General features: G+C 61.9%; 14 protein-coding genes. 6 read left to right on the forward strand and 8 right to left on the reverse strand.

Features of this window, described 5'->3' with window-relative positions; genetic code table 11:
* Positions 1-193 precede the first annotated feature (193 nt).
* Positions 194-688: a class I SAM-dependent methyltransferase gene (locus JL2886_RS12430; RefSeq protein ID WP_116560325.1), complete on the forward strand. Its 495-nt coding sequence runs from the start codon at positions 194-196 to the stop codon at positions 686-688.
* Between the two features lie 75 nt (positions 689-763).
* The gene (locus tag JL2886_RS12435; RefSeq protein WP_065272297.1) at positions 764-1,393 is read left to right on the forward strand and encodes a glutathione S-transferase family protein; all 630 of its coding nucleotides are present in this window, start codon (positions 764-766) and stop codon (positions 1,391-1,393) included.
* Between the two features lie 88 nt (positions 1,394-1,481).
* Here the strand turns inward: JL2886_RS12435 and JL2886_RS12440 are convergent, their stop codons facing one another.
* Positions 1,482-1,964, reverse strand: coding sequence for a GNAT family N-acetyltransferase (locus JL2886_RS12440; protein WP_065272298.1), 483 nt, complete (start codon positions 1,962-1,964; stop codon positions 1,482-1,484).
* Between the two features lie 351 nt (positions 1,965-2,315).
* On the opposite strand from JL2886_RS12440, the gene JL2886_RS12445 reads away from it, so the two are divergent.
* A complete protein-coding gene (locus JL2886_RS12445; protein WP_065272299.1) occupies positions 2,316-2,981 on the forward strand; it encodes a TetR/AcrR family transcriptional regulator in 666 nt (221 codons plus the stop codon).
* A gap of 25 nt (positions 2,982-3,006) precedes the next feature.
* Here the strand turns inward: JL2886_RS12445 and JL2886_RS12450 are convergent, their stop codons facing one another.
* Complete coding sequence (locus JL2886_RS12450) at positions 3,007-3,444, reverse strand: response regulator (protein ID WP_065272300.1); 438 nt, start codon at positions 3,442-3,444, stop codon at positions 3,007-3,009.
* Between the two features lie 303 nt (positions 3,445-3,747).
* Positions 3,748-7,170 (reverse strand): indolepyruvate ferredoxin oxidoreductase family protein, encoded by a 3,423-nt coding sequence (locus tag JL2886_RS12455; protein WP_065273681.1) that lies wholly within the window; start codon positions 7,168-7,170, stop codon positions 3,748-3,750.
* A gap of 145 nt (positions 7,171-7,315) precedes the next feature.
* Between JL2886_RS12455 and JL2886_RS12460 the strand changes: the two genes are divergently transcribed.
* A complete protein-coding gene (locus JL2886_RS12460) occupies positions 7,316-7,774 on the forward strand; it encodes an Lrp/AsnC family transcriptional regulator (protein WP_065272301.1) in 459 nt (152 codons plus the stop codon).
* A gap of 12 nt (positions 7,775-7,786) precedes the next feature.
* Here the strand turns inward: JL2886_RS12460 and JL2886_RS12465 are convergent, their stop codons facing one another.
* Positions 7,787-8,134 carry a DUF3307 domain-containing protein gene (locus tag JL2886_RS12465; protein ID WP_065273682.1) on the reverse strand — a complete coding sequence of 116 codons (348 nt, stop codon included), beginning with the start codon at positions 8,132-8,134 and terminating at the stop codon, positions 7,787-7,789.
* 242 nt (positions 8,135-8,376) lie between these two features.
* On the opposite strand from JL2886_RS12465, the gene JL2886_RS12470 reads away from it, so the two are divergent.
* The gene (locus tag JL2886_RS12470) at positions 8,377-11,373 is read left to right on the forward strand and encodes an ABC transporter transmembrane domain-containing protein (protein ID WP_065272302.1); all 2,997 of its coding nucleotides are present in this window, start codon (positions 8,377-8,379) and stop codon (positions 11,371-11,373) included.
* A gap of 36 nt (positions 11,374-11,409) precedes the next feature.
* Positions 11,410-12,258, forward strand: coding sequence for a fumarylacetoacetate hydrolase family protein (locus tag JL2886_RS12475; protein WP_065272303.1), 849 nt, complete (start codon positions 11,410-11,412; stop codon positions 12,256-12,258).
* A gap of 288 nt (positions 12,259-12,546) precedes the next feature.
* Here JL2886_RS12475 and JL2886_RS12480 read toward each other — a convergent pair whose 3' ends face one another.
* The 4 genes from JL2886_RS12480 to JL2886_RS12495 all read right to left on the reverse strand — a co-directional run bounded on the left by JL2886_RS12480 (position 12,547) and on the right by JL2886_RS12495 (position 16,623).
* Positions 12,547-12,855: a metalloregulator ArsR/SmtB family transcription factor gene (locus JL2886_RS12480; protein ID WP_335645308.1), complete on the reverse strand. Its 309-nt coding sequence runs from the start codon at positions 12,853-12,855 to the stop codon at positions 12,547-12,549.
* Positions 12,856-12,960: 105 nt separating this feature from the next.
* Positions 12,961-14,193, reverse strand: coding sequence for a mandelate racemase/muconate lactonizing enzyme family protein (locus JL2886_RS12485; protein WP_065272304.1), 1,233 nt, complete (start codon positions 14,191-14,193; stop codon positions 12,961-12,963).
* A 29-nt stretch (positions 14,194-14,222) separates the two neighbouring features.
* Positions 14,223-15,317, reverse strand: a complete 1,095-nt coding sequence (locus JL2886_RS12490) for a Zn-dependent alcohol dehydrogenase (protein ID WP_065273684.1) — start codon at positions 15,315-15,317, stop codon at positions 14,223-14,225.
* Between the two features lie 106 nt (positions 15,318-15,423).
* Positions 15,424-16,623 (reverse strand): TCR/Tet family MFS transporter, encoded by a 1,200-nt coding sequence (locus JL2886_RS12495; protein ID WP_065272305.1) that lies wholly within the window; start codon positions 16,621-16,623, stop codon positions 15,424-15,426.
* Positions 16,624-16,722: the final 99 nt, after the last annotated feature.

Below are 16,722 nucleotides of genomic sequence, written 5' to 3' on the forward strand. Positions count from 1 at the left end.
TGCGGGCACTAGTCAAACCCCATTCGCAGATAGCAGCTCCAGATGCGGGAAATATGACGCGCCGGTGGGGTCTTTACGCAATTGTGAAGGCGCTCAGGCCGTTTTCGCTATTCGCTACACATTTGCGTAAAAGTCTGACACATCTGCACGGGATTGGCCGCCGCGCGGCCATGGCGTGCAAGGAGACCGTAACATGATCACCCGTCTGGACCTTTTTATCGATCGCATGGTGTCCCAGCGTGCCTGTCTGGATTACGCCATTGCCGAAACCGCTGGTATGAGCGGCCCGGTCTTTGAGCTGGGGCTTGGGAACGGGCGCACCTACCACCACATGAAGCACAATATCAACGGCCGGGATATCTATGTCTTCGAACGCGCTGTTGCCTCGCATCCTGACAGCACCCCGCCCGAGGAACTGACGATCCTTGGCGATGTGCGTGAAACGCTACCGGCAGCCGTGGAACGGTTCGGTGCGACCGCCAGTCTGATCCACGCGGATCTAGGCGGTCACAACCGCGCCAAGAACGATGCCTTTGCCCGGCTGGTGTCGCCGCTCATCGAACCGCTGCTGGCGGTGGGCGGCATGATGGTGTCCTCGGACCGGATGTATTTTGACAGCTTGCGCGAAATGCCCCTGCCGCCGGACGCGGTCGAGGGGCGCTGCTTCATCTACCGCCGCGACGCCTGATCCGCGCGACGCTCCGTCATGCTGGCCTCACGTGCTGCCCTGCCCCTAGGCTGGCGGTAACAGAGGGAGGCTGCCATGATTTTCTACGATTGCTCCACCGCGCCGAACCCGCGTCGGGCGCGGATGTTTCTTGCGGAGAAGGGGCTGAGCCCTGAAACCCATGACATTTCCATCGCCAAGGGAGAGCAGCTGGACGCGACCTTTCTGGCGGTGAACCCGCGCGCGACGATCCCGGTTCTGGTCACCGATACGGGCACTGTCCTGACCGAAAACCTTGGCATTGCCGCCTATCTGGAGGCGGCGCATCCGGAACCGCCGTTGATGGGACGCGACGCCGATGAAAAAGGGCTGGTGCTGATGTGGAACTCCATCGTCGAACAGCAGGGCGGCGCCCCCGTGGCCGAGGTGTTGCGCAACACTCACCCGGCGTTTGAAAACCGCGCCATTCCCGGCCCCGATCACTATGCCCAGATCCCTGAGCTGGCCGAACGGGGACAGGCGCGGACTGCGCGGTTCTTTGATCTCTTGGAAGAGCGCCTGCAGGACAGCCCCTTCCTTGCCACTGATCATTTCACGCTGGCGGATATCTCGGCCTTCGTCTTTGTCGACTTTGCTCGCGTGATCAAGATGCGCGTGCCCGAAGCCAACACGGCCACGCTGGCCTGGCAAGAGGCCATTCGGGAGCGTCCAAGTTCGCAGTTGTAGGCCGGGAGGGCAGAGGAGGAGGTCTCGCGCAGCGATGGCACGTCCTGACAGCCCGATTTGGGAGCCAATATCAGGATTTAGTCACGCGCTACTTGCCCTTAATTCGGGCTTGAAAGGCGTCAAATTCCGTTTCGGCGACGCGATAGCTTTGCTTGGTCATTTTCGGTGCTGCAAGCGCCTCATAAAATCGTTGTGCGCCACCGTTGGTGCCGTCTGTGGCCCAGTCAAAACGGGTGCAGCCCTCGCGACGTGCCACATCGATGAGGGCGGATAACAATGCTTTTCCAACACCCTTTTGTCGTACGGTCGGAGAAACAAACAGCTCTTTCATGACCAGTGATATGCCCGGGCCGGCCGGGAAGCTTAGTCCCCATGTGGCCAACCCGACGGGCTGGGTGCCATCAAAGGCCAGATGGCACGCCATGTGCCTTTCGGCGCGGAGCAGTGCAAGCACCCGCTCTTCTTGATCATGGGTGGCAGGGGCAATCTGGTAATACGCGAGGCAGGCCCGGTGAAGAGTACGGAACGCCTCTGCATCTTCTGCCCTGAACGCTCGGACTGTCACGCTCATTGGTTTTTCTCCAAGGCAATCGGGCGGGTAGTCTCGTTTCCCTTGCGGTGGCAGATGGCATGACGGCGGATGTTCTCGCGGCATCTCACTGTGCAGCCATTGCTCATTTCATGTCACCTTAGAAACCGTCTCAGCGTGAAGGCTCGCATACATAATGCGGGTGCTCAATGACCGTTCGTTCGCGGGCGGTGCGGGCCCGCGCGATGGACTGACACGATTTCGAGAGTCCAGGTGCCCTGGCCTTAAAATGAGACAAATGTCGCAACACCGTCAAATGCGGTGGACAAGGCGCGGTGGGCGCCGCAGGATGTTTGGTGCCCTGATTGGCGCACGTCACGAGGTGTTCTGTCCATGCCCCCCAAACCGATCCTGCACCGGGATGATCCCACCGCCGAACCCCTGACCGGCAACGTCAAGGTTACCCGGGCCGACTGGCTGAATGTGGCGATGGATGTGCTGATCAGCCACGGGGTTGAGCAGGTCAAGGTGCTGGCCCTGGCCGAGCGCATGGGCGTGTCGCGCTCCTCCTTCTACTGGTATTTCAAATCGCGGCAGGATCTGCTGGATGCGCTGTTGCAGACGTGGGAGCAGACCAACACCGCCGCGATGGTTGCCCAGACCGAAGCCCCTGCCGCCGCGATCACGGGTGCGGTGCTGAACGTCTTTCACTGCATTGCCAACCCGGATCTGTTCAATACCGCGCTCGATTTCGCGGTGCGGGACTGGGCGCGGCGCTCGGGCAAGGTGCGCAGCCTGCTGGACCGTTCCGATGCACGGCGGGTGAAAGCGCTCAGCGACATGTTCTCCCGCTATGGCTATCCGGAGCTGGAGGCAAAGACCCGGGCCAAGGTTCTTTACTACATGCAGCTTGGCTATGACATGGCGGAGCCGAACGAGAGCCATAAGGAACGGTTGCAGATGACGCCTCATTACCTGCGGGTCTTCACAGGCAAAGAACCCCTGCCGGAGGAGCTGGAAGAATTCGCCGTCTACACGGAAAGATACTGGGACGTCTGAGACGACCGGGTCTGGCAACCATCGCCTAGGCGGGGCTGGGCACAGGCGGCTGACAAATCTCCCAAAACCGGAAAAGAGAGGTCAGCAGCGTCTTCAGCTCGGCCGCACCTTGGGGCTTGATGAAATATCCGCTGACATTGTGCTTATAAGCCTCGGCAATGTCCGCGTGATTGTCTGATGTGGTGAACATGAAGACGATCTGATCTGCCGTGTCCGGGTTGGCGCGCAGGGCGCTCAGAAAATCATGGCCGTTCATGCGCGGCATATTGATATCCAGCAGGATAAGGAACGGGCTTTCGATTGATATCCCCGGGGCTGTGCCCGCCAGGATATCCAGTGCTTCGACGCCGTCACGCGCCCGCACGACGGTTGCCGGAAGATCAAGCCGTTTCAAAGTACGTTCCAGGATCATCGCATCCAGGTCGCTGTCTTCGACCAGAAGGATGTTCATTTCAGTTGGCATACAGGCAGGCCCTTTCCGAACCGTCTGGTGTGCGTGTCCCGGCACTGCTTGGCCGGTTTCCCAAGGCGCGTTGCGTCCTTATCGGAACGAAGTCACCCATCGTTCGAAAATTATGCATTTCTGTGGCTACTTTTACAATTGCCAATCCGGCACTGGCCGCAATCGGTCGCACTGTGCAGCCCGATGGGAGAGGCGTTTTCAATCCGGGGCAGCGGAAAGCGGTGCTGGATAAGCAAGAGTTTTGGATCAAAAAAGGGCGCGCTGCGCAGAGGTAGGCGCGCCCTTGATCGGGAGAGACGGCACTCAGAGCTGGCCGAGCTGTTGGTCGACCTCTTGGCGCACCTTGGCGGCGGCCTCCATGCGGACTGGGCCATAGCCCCGGATCTCCATCGGTGCTGCCAGGATGTCGGCGCAGGTGTCGTGCCGGTCCGCGCCATAGGCACGTGCGACCTTGGTCATCGCCGCCTCGTACCAGTCCAGAAGGTCGCGGTGCAGGCGGGCCTCGGCGTGATAGCCAAAGGGGTTGAACGCGCTGCCACGCAGGCCCTTGGCCTTGGCCATCACCGACAGAGCCGGGCGTAGCCAGGCGCCAAAGGCGCTTTTCTTCGGGCGGCCCCGGCTGTCCTTGCCGCGCGCCAGCAGAGGCGGCGCGAGATGGTATTTGACTGAATAGTTGCCGTCGAATTCCGACGCGATCTGCTCCTTGAAACTGTCTGCGGTCAGCAGGCGGGCGACCTCATATTCATCCTTATAGGCCATCAGTTTGAACAGGGATTTGGCGGCGCGTGTGACCAGATCATCCTGCACGTCGGCTGGCAGGGCGCTGCGCAGGCGGTCCAGCGTGGCGCGATAGCGGGCAGCGTAATTGGCATCCTGATACTCGGTCAGGAAGGCCGCGCGGTGGTCGATCATCTGCTCCAGCGTTTCGGTCTCTTCCGGGGTTTCGTCGTAGAACTGGCTGACAAGGCCGGGGTCCACCGCCATGGCGCGCCCGATGGCAAAGGCGAGGTGGTTCTTGTCGATGGCCACGCCGTTGAGTTCGATCGCCTGATTGAGTGCTGCACCGCTGACCGGCACCAGCCCCTTTTGCCAGGCAAAGCCCAGCATCATCACATTGGCCAGAACCGCATCGCCCAAGAGCGCCTCGGCCGCCTCATTGGCGTTGAAGCCCGACAGGTTCTCGGCCCCGACCACCGCTTCGATCTCCTTTTCGCGCAGGCCTGTCATCAGGTCGGCGTCGCGGCGCAGCACCAGATCGCCCGTTGGCATCTCGGCGCGGTTCAGCACCACCTTGGTGCCCGCGCGATAATGGGCCGACGCCTTGGGGGCGGAGGAGACCACCACATCGCAGCCAATGACCGCATCTGCGGCGGCCTGATCGATACGCACCTGGTTCAGCGTTTCGGGCGCGTTCGACAGGCGGATATAGCTGAGGACGGTGCCGAATTTCTGCGCAAAGCCGGTGAAGTCCAGCACGCTCGACCCCTTGCCTTCAAGGTGCGCGGCCATGGTGATCAGCGCGCCGACGGTGACAACGCCTGTGCCGCCCACCCCGGTGACGAGCAGATCGAACGGCTCGGCGAGGGAGGGAAGGTCCGGGGCGGGCAGGCGGGCCGCCAACTGGTCTGCATCGAGACCGGCAGGCTGCTTCTTGCGCCGCTCGCCACCTTCAACGGTGACAAAGCTGGGGCAAAAGCCGTTGAGACAGGAGAAATCCTTGTTGCAGGAGGAGAGGTTGATCTTGCGCTTGCGCCCAAAGGGCGTCTCTTTCGGCTCTACACTCAGGCAGTTGGATTCCAACGAGCAATCGCCGCAGCCTTCGCAGACCAGATCGTTGATGAAAGCGAATTTCTTCGGGTCTTCCATCTTACCGCGCTTGCGGCGGCGGCGTTTCTCGGTGGCGCAGGTTTGTTCATAGATCAGGACGGTGACGCCGGGTATTTCACGCAGTTCACGCTGTACCGCGTCCATTTCTTCCCGGTCGTGGAACGATGTGCCTGCCGGAAAATCGGCGCGGCTGAACTTACCGATGTCGTCGGACACCAGTGCGATCCGGTCCACCCCTTCGGCGCGGCAGGTCTGGGCGATGCCCGAAACGCTGACCGGCCCGTCCACCGGCTGACCACCGGTCATGGCGACCGCATCGTTATAGAGGATCTTGTAGGTGATATTGGTTTTCGCCGCGACCGCCTGCCGGATCGCAAGGCTGCCCGAGTGATACCAGGTGCCCTCGCCCAGGTTCTGGAACACGTGCTTGTTCCCGTTGAACTGCGAGGCAACGGCCCAGGGCACACCTTCGCCGCCCATCTGGGCATAGCCTGCGGTTTCGCGGTCCATCCAGCTGGCCATGACGTGGCAGCCGATGCCGGAGAATGCCTTGGAGCCCTCGGGCAGCTTGGTCGAGGTGTTGTGCGGGCAGCCCGAGCAGAAATAGGGCGTGCGGGTGGCGCCGGGCACGTTGATCAGTTTGGGGGGCTCAGCGGTCAGCGCGGCGGCCTTGGCGGGCAGGTTCTCTTCGGGGAAGAAGGCATCAAGCCGCGCGGCCACGATGGGTGCCAATTGCAGCGGGCTGAGTTCCCCGGTCCATGGGATCAGCGGCTCGCCCGCGCTGTCGTATTTGCCGACCATTTTCTTGGGCTTGTCGCCAGGCCAGTCGTAGAAATATTCCTTGAACTGGCTTTCGATGATGCCGCGCTTTTCCTCGACGACCAGTACCTCTTCCTTGCCGTTCACAAAGCGCAGCGCCTCGGGGCGGGCCAGCGGCCAGACCATGCCGACCTTGTAGATGTCGATGCCCAGTCGGCGGCAGGCGGTCTCGTCCAGACCCAGAAGGCGCAGCGCCTCCATCAGATCAAGGTGCCCCTTGCCGGTGGTCACGAAACCGAACTTGGCGTCCTCGACGTCGTAGATGCGGCGGTCGATCGGGTTGGCTTCTGCAAAGGCGCGCACCGCCTTGATCTTGGCCTGGATCCGGGTCTCGATCTCGGGCGAGGGAAGATCAGCGCGGCGGATGTGCAGCCCGCCGGGGTAGGGCGGCAGCTCGGGCAGAACAAATTCACGGTCCGGCTGCAATTCCACGGACCGCGCGCTTTCGACGGTTTCCGACACGGCCTTGAAGCCGACCCAGGTGCCGGAATAGCGCGACAGGGCAAAGCCGTATTCGCCAAATGTCAGGAATTCGGAGACATCCGCCGGGTTCAGCACCGGCATGAACCAGGCCATGAAGGCGACGTCCGACTGGTGCGGCATCGAGGAGCTGACGCAGCCGTGGTCGTCGCCCGCAACCACCAGCACGCCGCCCTTTTCGGACGATCCATAGGCGTTGCCATGCTTCAGTGCATCGCCAGAACGGTCGACGCCCGGCCCCTTGCCGTACCACATGGAAAAGACGCCCTCGACCTCGCAATGGGGATCCAGAACCGCCTGCTGCGCGCCCAGAACGGCGGTGGCGCCCAGATCCTCGTTCACGGCGGGCATGAATTTGACCTTGGCCTCTTCCATCCGCTTGCGTGAGCGCCAGAATTCCAGATCGACGGCGCCAAGGGGCGAGCCGCGATAGCCCGAAACGAAACCGGCGGTGTTCATTCCGGCGTTCTGATCGCGGCGGGACTGGTCCAGCATGATCCGCGCCAACGCCTGCGTGCCGGTGAGGAACACGCGGCCCTTGGTCATCTCGTAACGGTCATCGAGCTGGTAGCTGCGGAAGTCGTGGCTCAGCTTGGTCATCGGGGAGTCCTCGCGCGGGTAGTCTGTGATCGGGAAAGGATAATCCATTTGAGGCGGAAAATTTTGCCGCATCTACTGGCGTTTTGGCAATTTGTGGATAAATTGACCGATGTTGATCGCTATTATGAACTGGATAACCGTTGCAATGAAGTTGGACGACCGCGACCGCCGTATATTGACCCTGTTGCAGGAGGATTCGCGTATTTCCAATGCGGATCTGGCCGAGGCTGTGGGCATGTCTCCTTCTGCCCTGTGGCGGCGGGTGCGTGCGCTGGAAGAAGCGGGTGTGATCGAACGCTATGGCGCGGTGGTGAATGCGGCGGCCATGGGGCTTGGCTTTCACGCCATGGTGCATGTGCAGCTGACACGGCATGATCCGGAAAAGCTGAAGGAGTTCATCCGCGCGGTTGAGAACAATTCGCTGGTGCAGGAGTGTTTTGCGACCACCGGCCAGTCGGATTATCACCTGCGGGTTCTGGCGCCGGATCTGGAGGCCTATAACCGGTTCCTGGAAGAGTTCCTGTTCCGCCTGCCTGCGGTGGCCAGCGCCCAGACCAACGTGGTGCTGCGCACGATCAAGCGGGACAGGCCGGTTGTCCCTTAGGCGGGTTGTGCCCTAGGTCGCGTATTTCAGCCAGGCGGCGGCCATGGCGATATAGGTCAGCTGGTGCAGCGCCTGATCGGTACCGGCAGCGCGCCAGAAAGCCGCCTGTTGCGGCGTCAGTTTCTTGCTGTCGGAATAGCGCGCCTTGCAGTAGTCGATGTTGAAATGCACGATCCATTCCAGCACGCAGGTGATCAGGATGAACAGGACGGGCGCGCCCATCAGCACGAAGACCAGAATGGAACCCAGCGTGTGAACTCCGGCATGCTGCGCACGACCGCTGTGCAGGTATTCGCCGCGCCCCGACAGCATCTTTGGTGTCTGCAGAAAGAAATCTGCGAACATATGTTTGACCTGCATCAGGCAGAGCAGCAGCAATAATGTTCCGGTATGCTCCGGCAAAACAGTCCCCTGTCATCTATACTGTCCGGGAACCTTACGTTTTTTTGCCGCCATGGCAAATGCTGCGTGCCCTTGTGCCGTGACGACAGGCCAAAAAGGGCTTTGGTGCAGTTGCCATTGCCTGTCACAGGTAAACCGCGCTAGGCATATGTTGTACCGAATTTCAGACGCCTATCCGGAGCTGTCTCATAGAACGTTCTTTGTTCCGTTTTATCTGGAAGTATTCCAAACGTGATCAGCTCGTGCTTCTGGTGGTCACGGCCTGCCTGTTTCCGCTTTTGTACCTGACACTGGAACTGCCCAAGCGTATCATCAACGATGCCATTGGTGCCGAGACCGACACGATTGCGGTGTTGGGGTATTCCTTCGACAAGCTGACTTTCCTGTGGATCCTTTGCGTGGCCTTTCTGGTGTCGGTGCTGATGCACGGTCTGCTGAAAATGCGCATCAACACCATGAAGGGGGTTCTGGCCGAACGGATGCTGCGCCGGTTCCGCTATCAGCTGATCGCCCGCGTTTTGCGGTTCCCGCAGCCCTATTTCGAACGGGTCAGCCAGGGCGAACTGGTGTCGATGGTGACATCGGAATCCGAGCCGATGGGCGGTCTGATGGGCGATGCCGTCAGCCAGCCGGTGTTGCAGGCCGGGCAGATGCTGACCATCCTCTATTTCCTGTTTGTGCAAAGCTTCTGGTTCGGTCTGGCCGCCGTGGCACTGATCCCGCTTCAGGGCTGGTTGATCCCGATGCTGCAGCGGCGCATCAACCTTCTGAACAAGGAGCGCATCAAAGAGGTGCGGGCGCTGGCCTCGGAAATCGGCGAAAGCGCAGCAGGTGCCGCCACGCTGCGCATCAATGGCGGCTGGCGCTACCGGATGGCGGTGATCACCGACCGGCTGGGGCGGCTTTATGATATCCGTTTCGATATCTACCAGAAAAAATTCTTCATGAAGTTCCTCAACAACTTCATCACCCAGCTGACGCCATTCTTCTTTTACGCCGTGGGCGGCTTCCTGGTGCTGCAGGGTAAGGTGTCGCTGGGCGCGCTGGTGGCGGCGCTGGCGGCGTACAAGGATATCGCCTCGCCCTGGAAGGAACTGCTGACCTATTACAACCAGACGCAGGACATGTCGCTGCGCTGGGAGGTGATCCTGGAGCGTTTCGCGCCGCCGGGCATGGTCGATGAAGCGCTGATGACCGGCGAACCTGACGATATTCCACGCCTCAAGGGCGATATCGAGCTGAAAGACGTCAGCGTGCGCGACGCCGATGGCAATCTCGTGCTAGAGGATCTTACCGCCACGCTGCCTGCGGGGAAGGTCATCGGCATTGCCGCCCCGTCCGAGGAAGACCGCCGCGCCATGGCCGAATTGCTGACCCGTGAAGTGCTGCCTGCGGCGGGCGCCGTGACGGTCGCAACCTTTGATCTGCGCGAGGTGCATCAGGCCATCGTTGCTTCGCGCATCGGTCATGCGACCTCGCGGCCGGTGTTGTTCCGGGGCTCTTTCGGGGACAACGTCATGATGCCGATGCGGCAGCGCCCGCAGGGTGAGGCCCGAGACATGTTGCAGCTGGATGCGGCGTTGAGGGCGGGCAACAGCCCCGACCCCTACGATGCGGCCTGGCTGGACCCATCGCTTGCGGGTTTTTCGACCGAGGCGGAATTGCGCGACTGGTGGGTGCAGCTGGTGTCGGGCATCGGCACCGATACCGCCCTGTTCCGGCGCGGCATGGACCAGAAATTCGACAGCAACGCGCATCCTCGCCTGACCGCCAGCCTGATCGAGCTGCGCCCCAAGGTGCAGGCGGCCATTGAAAAGGCTGGACTGGAGGCGCAAGCGCATTTCTTTGCACCAGACCGCTATAACCCGGCGCTGCCGGTAGCGGAAAACCTGCTGTATGCCACCCTGCGCGAGCCGATCACCGAAGCGGTGCTGAAACGCCACGTCAATTTTCTGGACCGGCTGCGCGAGCTGAAGCTGGACACCGACCTTGTGACGCTGACGCAGGACGTGGTGGACATGCTGCGGCAGATCTTTGGTATCGATGGTACCGGCCACCCGCTGTTCCGCAAACTGGGGCTGGAACCGTCGGCCTATGAGGCGGCGCTGGCGCTGGTGGACAAGACCCGCAGCAAGGGCGTCGATGCGCTGGACCGGGACGAGCTGGCACAGATGCTGATCGTGCCCTTCAGCATCTCGGCCGAGCAGATCGGCCCGGCCTTCAGTCAGGAAATGCAGGACCGCATCCTGCAGTTCCGCCGCAGCCACGCGGACGAGCTGATGGAAACGCTTGAGGACATCTTTGTCCGTATCGACGACAGCAGCTTTGCCCCGGGTCTGACGGTGATGGAGAACGCCATGTTCGGCAAAATCTCCGACACTGCGGGCGCCCGAGGCGACGAGCTGCGCAAGCTGGTGTCGGACGTGCTGGTGGAAAATGGCACCCGCAACATGGTGGTCGAACTGATCTTTGATCTGCCGGTCGCGCTGGGCGGGCAGGGCCTGCCTGCCAGTTTTGCCGAACCGCTGGCCTTTGCCCGGGCGACGATCAAACGGCCCGATATCCTGATCCTGGAATCGGCGCTGGCGAGTTACGATCTGGAAACCCGCGTTTCGGTGCACAAGAACCTGCGCAAGCTGTTGCCGGAGACGACGCTGGTCTATCTCGACAGCGATTTCGAACGCTCCGAAGTCTTCGATGTTTTCTACCAGTTGCGCCAGGGGCGGCTGGTCAGCGACCAGATGCAGGAGGCCGCCGTGGCCGACAGCGCCGCCAGCCAGGATCTGGCGCGCAAACTGCGGGCGCTGGAACAATCCGAGCTTTTCTCAGGTCTCAACCGGCGCCAGCTGCGGCTGCTGGCCTTTGGCGCGCGCTGGTACGAGGCCAAGGCGGGCGATGCGGTCTTTTTGAAAGACGACGATGCCAGCGACGGTGCCTATATGATCACCGAAGGCGAAGCGGGGCTATTCCTGCCACAGGATGGCGAAGAGGACCGGTTGATTGCCACGGTTGGACCGGGACGGCTGGTCGGGGAACTGGGGCTGATCCGCAAGGAGCCCCGTGCGCTCAGCATGATCGCGCAGACGGATCTGACCTGTCTGCGTATCGGCGAGGAAGAGTTCCTCGCCGTGGTGGAAAACGACGCCGCGACGGCCTTTAAGCTGTTGCAGGTGGTGGCCGGCTACGTGTCGAGCTGATCTGACGAAGACAACCAACAAGACGGGAAGAATAGAATGAAACTGCTGCGATATCGCGTGGGAGACACTGTGCGTCCGGGGATGCTGGCGGCCGATGGAACGGTCCGCGATCTGTCGGATCATGTAGAGGATATCACAGGCGCAACCCTGGATGATGCCGCGCTGGCGAAGCTGGCGGCACTGGATGTGGCGGCCCTGCCAGTGGTCGAAGGCGATCTGGATCTGGCACCCTGCGTCGGCGGCGTCGGCAAGTTCCTCTGCATCGGTCTCAACTATTCGGACCACGCCGAAGAGGCCGGAATGCCGATCCCCGAACATCCGATCCTATTCATGAAAGCGACCTCGGCCATTGTCGGCCCCAATGACGATGTGGTGCTGCCGCGCGGCTCGGTCGCTGGCGACTGGGAGGTCGAACTGGGCGTGGTGATCGGAAAGACAGCCAAATACGTGAGCGAAGAAGACGCGCTGGATTATGTGGCCGGGTATTGCGTGGTCAACGATGTGTCCGAGCGGGATTTCCAGATCAAGCTGACCGGCCAATGGACCAAGGGCAAAAGCTGCGACACCTTTGGTCCCATCGGTCCCTGGCTGGTGAGCCGGGACGAGGTTGCCGATCCGCAGAACCTGTCGCTGTCCTGTGATGTGAACGGTCAGCGCATGCAAAGTGGCACCACCGGCAAGATGATATTCTCGGTGGCGGAAATTATTGCCCACCTCAGTCAGTTGATGACCCTGCATCCGGGCGATGTGATCGCGACAGGCACCCCGCCGGGCGTCGGCATGGGGATCAAGCCTGATCCGATCTATCTGAAACCGGGTGACGTGATGGAGCTGGAAATCGAAGGTCTGGGCCGTCAACGGCAGACCGTGCGTGCGGACGACTGATCCGGGCGTTCTGAGAAACCATCATTGAAAAGCAGGCGGGGCACTCCCGCCTGGTTTCGGCCATTCAGGGAATACCCTGTGCCAGTTGGGCGTGGCGCGGCGAAGCCGCGCCACGCCCAAAGCGTGTTTGGGGCTTTGCCGCAGGCAAGGGACCTGACTGCACGGGAGCACCCGCGTTCTTGTCGAACGGGGTCAGGTGCCGTAGGTCTCAAACCCAGCGGGTTTGATCCGGTGTAGTCTTGGAATGGAGACGTCTGTGGGCCGCTCGGTGCCGGGCGCAGTGGGTGCTTATTCCGGGCCGCAGAACTGGCGGTAGAGCAGCGCGATGATCTCTTCGGTGTTCCGGTCCTTCAGGGAATAGAAGATCGTCTTGCCGTCGCGGCGGGTTTCGACCAGCCCCTCGTCGCGCAGTCGCGCCAGCATCTGGCTGACGGCGGCCTGACGCATATTCAGCAGCGCTTCCAATTCGCCTACGGATTTCTCACCCGTGCCGAGATGGCACAGGATCATCAACCGCCCTTCATGGGCCAGCGTCTTAAGGAAAGACGCGGCATCGGCGGCGCGCTGGGCCATGTCGATCGGGGTATCCGGCGACATCGTATCGGGATGCTGAATGGTCACGTGTCCGGGGTCCTGCGATAAATGATGGACCGTATAATGCCCCATTTTGTCCCTGTTGCACAAGCCATCGATGAAACAGAGTCACTCGGGCAGCGGCGGGGCGCCTCCGGCAAAGGAATTTCCCTTGGCATAGTCGCAGGGCGCCTCTTGCATGTTGAGGTGCAGATCATCACCGGTAAAGGGATTGGCGCGGGCCAGGTCCTCGTCCACCTCAATGCCCAGACCGGGGGCCTCGGGCGGGCGGATGAAGCCCTCTTCGACGCGGATCGCGCTTTTGATCAGGGCGTCGTGAAAGGGAGTTTCGATGGTTTCGGCCATCAGGATATTCGGAATCGAGGCCGCCAGATGGATATTCGCGGCCCATTCTACCGGCCCAGCATAAAGATGCGGCGCCATCTGCGCGTTGAAGGCCTCGGCGATGGCGGCAACCTTCTTCATCTCCCAGATGCCGCCGGCCCGTCCCAGCGCCGGTTGCAGGATCTCGGCAGCGCCCGCACGCAACACCGCGCCAAACTCGGCCTTGGTGGTCAGCCGCTCGCCGGTGGCAACCGGGATGCGCACCTGCCGGGCGACGCGGGCCATGTCCTCGATATTGTCGGGGGGCGTGGGTTCTTCGAACCACAGCGGCGAATAGGGCTCCAGCGCCTGGCCCAGCCGTACGGCGCCTGCGGTCGAGAACTGGCCATGGGTGCCGAACAGCAGGTCGGCGCGATCGCCGACCGCCTCCCGGATCGCCTTGCAAAAGGCGACCGACTGGCTGATGTCGCGCATCGCGGGCATATGGCCGCCGCGCATCGTATAGGGGCCTGCGGGGTCAAATTTCACCGCCGTATAGCCCCTCAGCACCATTTCGGTGGCGCTTTCGGCGGCCATATCGGGCGAGGTCCAGAAGGCGGCGATGTCGTGATGGGGCAGCGGATAAAGATAGGTATAGGCGCGGATGCGATCGTTCATCCGCCCCCCGAGCAGTGCGTGCACCGGGCGGTCCCTGTCCTTGCCCAGAATGTCCCAGCAGGCGATTTCCAAGCCGGAAAAGGCACCCATGACCGTCAGGTCGGGACGCTGGGTAAAACCCGAGGAATAGGCGCGGCGGAACATCAGCTCGATGTTTTCCGGATTCTCGCCCGCCATATGCCGGTCAAAGACATCGCGGATCACATGGGTCATGGCGTCCGGCCCGATCGAGGCGGCATAGCATTCGCCCCAGCCGGTGATCCCGGTGTCGGTGGTCACTTTAACGAGGATCCAGTAGCGCCCGCCCCAACCCGGGGAAGGCGGTGCGGTGACGATGATGTCGAGGTTCTGCAGCTTCATGGGAGGACTCCTTTGGGCTGCGGCAGCCGTTAGTGGTTGAAGAGGATGACGTTGCGCCGGGCTGAGCCGGTCTTGGTATCGGCGATGGCCTCGTTGATCTGGTCAAGGCGCCAGCGGCCGGAGATCAGCTCGTCCAGTTTGAGCCGCCCCTGATCGTAAAGGTCGATCATCCAGGGGATATCGCGCTGGATCACCACATCGCCCATCTTGGAGCCGACCATGCCCTGACCGATGGCGGCCATTACGACGGGCTCGTATTCCGCCTTTTGGCCGGAATGCGGCATGCCGATCATCACCGCCTTGCCGCCCCTTCCCAGATAGCGCACGGCCTGATCATAGGCGGGGATGGCGCCTACAGTGACCAGCACCGCATCGGCCCCCTTGCCGCCAAGCGCTTTGTAGGCGGCCCGCCAGGGTGAGGCCTGGCTGGCGAGCACCCCGTGGGTGGCGCCGAATTCCTTGGCAACCTCCAGCTTTTCCTCGCTCATGTCGACGGCGACAATGCGGCGGGCGCCTGCGATACGGGCGCCCTGAATGGCGTTGAGGCCAACGCCGCCAGCGCCGATTACCACCACGTCCTGCCCAGGGCGCAGACCGGCGGCATTAACCGCGGCACCAACGCCGGTGATCACCCCGCAGGAAATCAGCGAGGCGACATCCTTGGCCATGGTGTCGGGGATCTTCACGATCTGGCGCTGATCGACCACCACCTTTTCTGCGAAGGCACCGCAAGCCATGGCTTGTTCCAGCGGGCCGCCATCGGCGGTGGTGAGGGGGCCGTTTTTAACCCCGTCATAGGGCGTTTCGCAGATCGTTGGCTTGCCGCCTGCGCAGCTGGGGCAGGTGCCGCAGGCGCGAATCAGGGTGACGACAACGCAGTCCCCCTCTTCAAATCCGTTGACGCCGCCGCCAACCGCGGTGATCGTTCCGGCCGCCTCGTGGCCATAGACGGCAGGCAGGTGACCGCCCCAGGCACCTTCGGCATAGGAAATATCGCTGTGGCAGATGGCCACCGCATCCAGCGTCACCTCGACCTCGCCCATGCGCGGGGCGGCCAGCTGAATCTCCTCGATGACAAGCGGACTGCCGAAGGCGTGGCAGACGGCGGCTTTGATGGTTTGCATGGTGCGTTCTCCCCGTTGGCCCGTGTTTTTTAGACCGTGCATTTTCCGCACGGTGACCCGGACAGTTGATTGTCGCAAGAGGAGAGTTGAAGGGGAGATTGCGCGTTTACGTGGGGGAACGGCTGGCGCGCAAGAACAGCAGACACCCACCCAGCATCAGCACCAGCGCCAGCAGGAACGGCGCCCCCGGCAGGTAGATGGCGGTCTCGGCGCGGGTGAAATGGGCAAAGGTCAGCGTCATCATCATCGGAGAGATGATCATCGACAGGGCGTGTACGGCGGTCATCACCCCCTGTAGCTCCCCCTGTTGGTTGTCGTCCACCGCGCGGGACATGATCCCCTGCAATGCGGGCTGCACCACCGCGCCAAGGGCCGAGACCGGGATCAGCGCAAGCGCCAGCGACCCGCTGGTGATGAAGGCGAGAATGCCAAAGGCGACAAAGTCGAAGATCTGCCCCCAAAGCACGGTGCGTCGCTCGCCGAACCAGCGAACGCAGTGGCGCAAAAGCCAGCCCTGCACCAGCGCCATCGAGACGCCGTAGATGGCCAGTGACACGCCGATGACCCTGGTGTCCCAGCCAAACCGTTCGGCGGTGAAATAGGACCAGATCGACGGGTAAACGTAGATCGCCACGGAATAGAGGAAATAGACCCACAGAAGGTTGGCAATACCAGGAATGCGGGCCATGGCGCGAAAGGCGCCAAAGGGGTTGGCGCGGCGCCAGTCAAAGGCGCGGCGGGTCTTGTCGGTGACCGTTTCCCGCATCACGAACCAGCCAAGGGCAAAGTTCAGCGCTGACAGGGCGGCGGCCGCATAGAACGGTGCCCGGGTGCCCATCTCGCCAAGCAGACCACCGATCAGCGGACCCAGCACGAAACCAGCGCCAAAGCCCGCGCCCAAGAGGCCAAAATTCGCAGCCTTTTCATGCGGTTTCGAGATATCGGCGATATAGGCACCTGCGGTGGAGTGGGTGGCGGCGGTGATGCCGCCGATGATGCGTCCGGCCAGCAGCAGCCACAAGGACCCGGCCAATGCCATCACCAGATAATCCAGCGCCATCACGAATAGCGACACCAGCAGCACGGGACGGCGGCCAATGGCATCTGACAAGGAGCCCAGTACCGGGCTGAACAGGAATTGCATCACCGCAAAGACGGTGCTGAGAACGCCGCCCCAGATCGCCGCATCCGCCAGCGATCCGCCCTGCACCTCGACAATCAGGCTGGGCATGATCGGCATGATCAGACCGATGCCCATGGCGTCGATCATCACGGTCAGCAGAACAAAGACCAGCGGCAGGCGCATCAGAAGGGCACCGCCCCGCGTCTGTTGTGCCTGCGTTTCATGAACGCGGGCACAGCCTCTGCCAAACCGTCTTTCCCGCGCCGCATCCTGATGTCTCTT

The sequence above is a fragment of the Phaeobacter gallaeciensis genome (assembly GCF_001678945.1).
In the GTDB taxonomy this organism is placed as follows: Bacteria; Pseudomonadota; Alphaproteobacteria; order Rhodobacterales; family Rhodobacteraceae; genus Phycobacter; species Phycobacter gallaeciensis_A.

Excerpts from the sequence above, each read along its gene's own strand:
- JL2886_RS12440 (WP_065272298.1), bottom strand. The coding sequence starts at position 1,964 with ATGAGCGTGACAGTCCGAGCGTTCAGGGCAGAAGATGCAGAGGCGTTC.
- JL2886_RS12495 (WP_065272305.1), bottom strand. The coding sequence starts at position 16,623 with ATGCGCCTGCCGCTGGTCTTTGTTCTGCTGACCGTGATGATCGACGCC.
- JL2886_RS12435 (WP_065272297.1), top strand. The coding sequence starts at position 764 with ATGATTTTCTACGATTGCTCCACCGCGCCGAACCCGCGTCGGGCGCGG.
- JL2886_RS12490 (WP_065273684.1), bottom strand. The coding sequence starts at position 15,317 with ATGCAAACCATCAAAGCCGCCGTCTGCCACGCCTTCGGCAGTCCGCTT.
- JL2886_RS12475 (WP_065272303.1), top strand. The coding sequence starts at position 11,410 with ATGAAACTGCTGCGATATCGCGTGGGAGACACTGTGCGTCCGGGGATG.
- JL2886_RS12430 (WP_116560325.1), top strand. The coding sequence starts at position 194 with ATGATCACCCGTCTGGACCTTTTTATCGATCGCATGGTGTCCCAGCGT.
- JL2886_RS12455 (WP_065273681.1), bottom strand. The coding sequence starts at position 7,170 with ATGACCAAGCTGAGCCACGACTTCCGCAGCTACCAGCTCGATGACCGT.
- JL2886_RS12445 (WP_065272299.1), top strand. The coding sequence starts at position 2,316 with ATGCCCCCCAAACCGATCCTGCACCGGGATGATCCCACCGCCGAACCC.
- JL2886_RS12480 (WP_335645308.1), bottom strand. The coding sequence starts at position 12,855 with ATGTCGCCGGATACCCCGATCGACATGGCCCAGCGCGCCGCCGATGCC.
- JL2886_RS12450 (WP_065272300.1), bottom strand. The coding sequence starts at position 3,444 with ATGCCAACTGAAATGAACATCCTTCTGGTCGAAGACAGCGACCTGGAT.
- JL2886_RS12485 (WP_065272304.1), bottom strand. The coding sequence starts at position 14,193 with ATGAAGCTGCAGAACCTCGACATCATCGTCACCGCACCGCCTTCCCCG.
- JL2886_RS12460 (WP_065272301.1), top strand. The coding sequence starts at position 7,316 with ATGAAGTTGGACGACCGCGACCGCCGTATATTGACCCTGTTGCAGGAG.
- JL2886_RS12465 (WP_065273682.1), bottom strand. The coding sequence starts at position 8,134 with ATGCAGGTCAAACATATGTTCGCAGATTTCTTTCTGCAGACACCAAAG.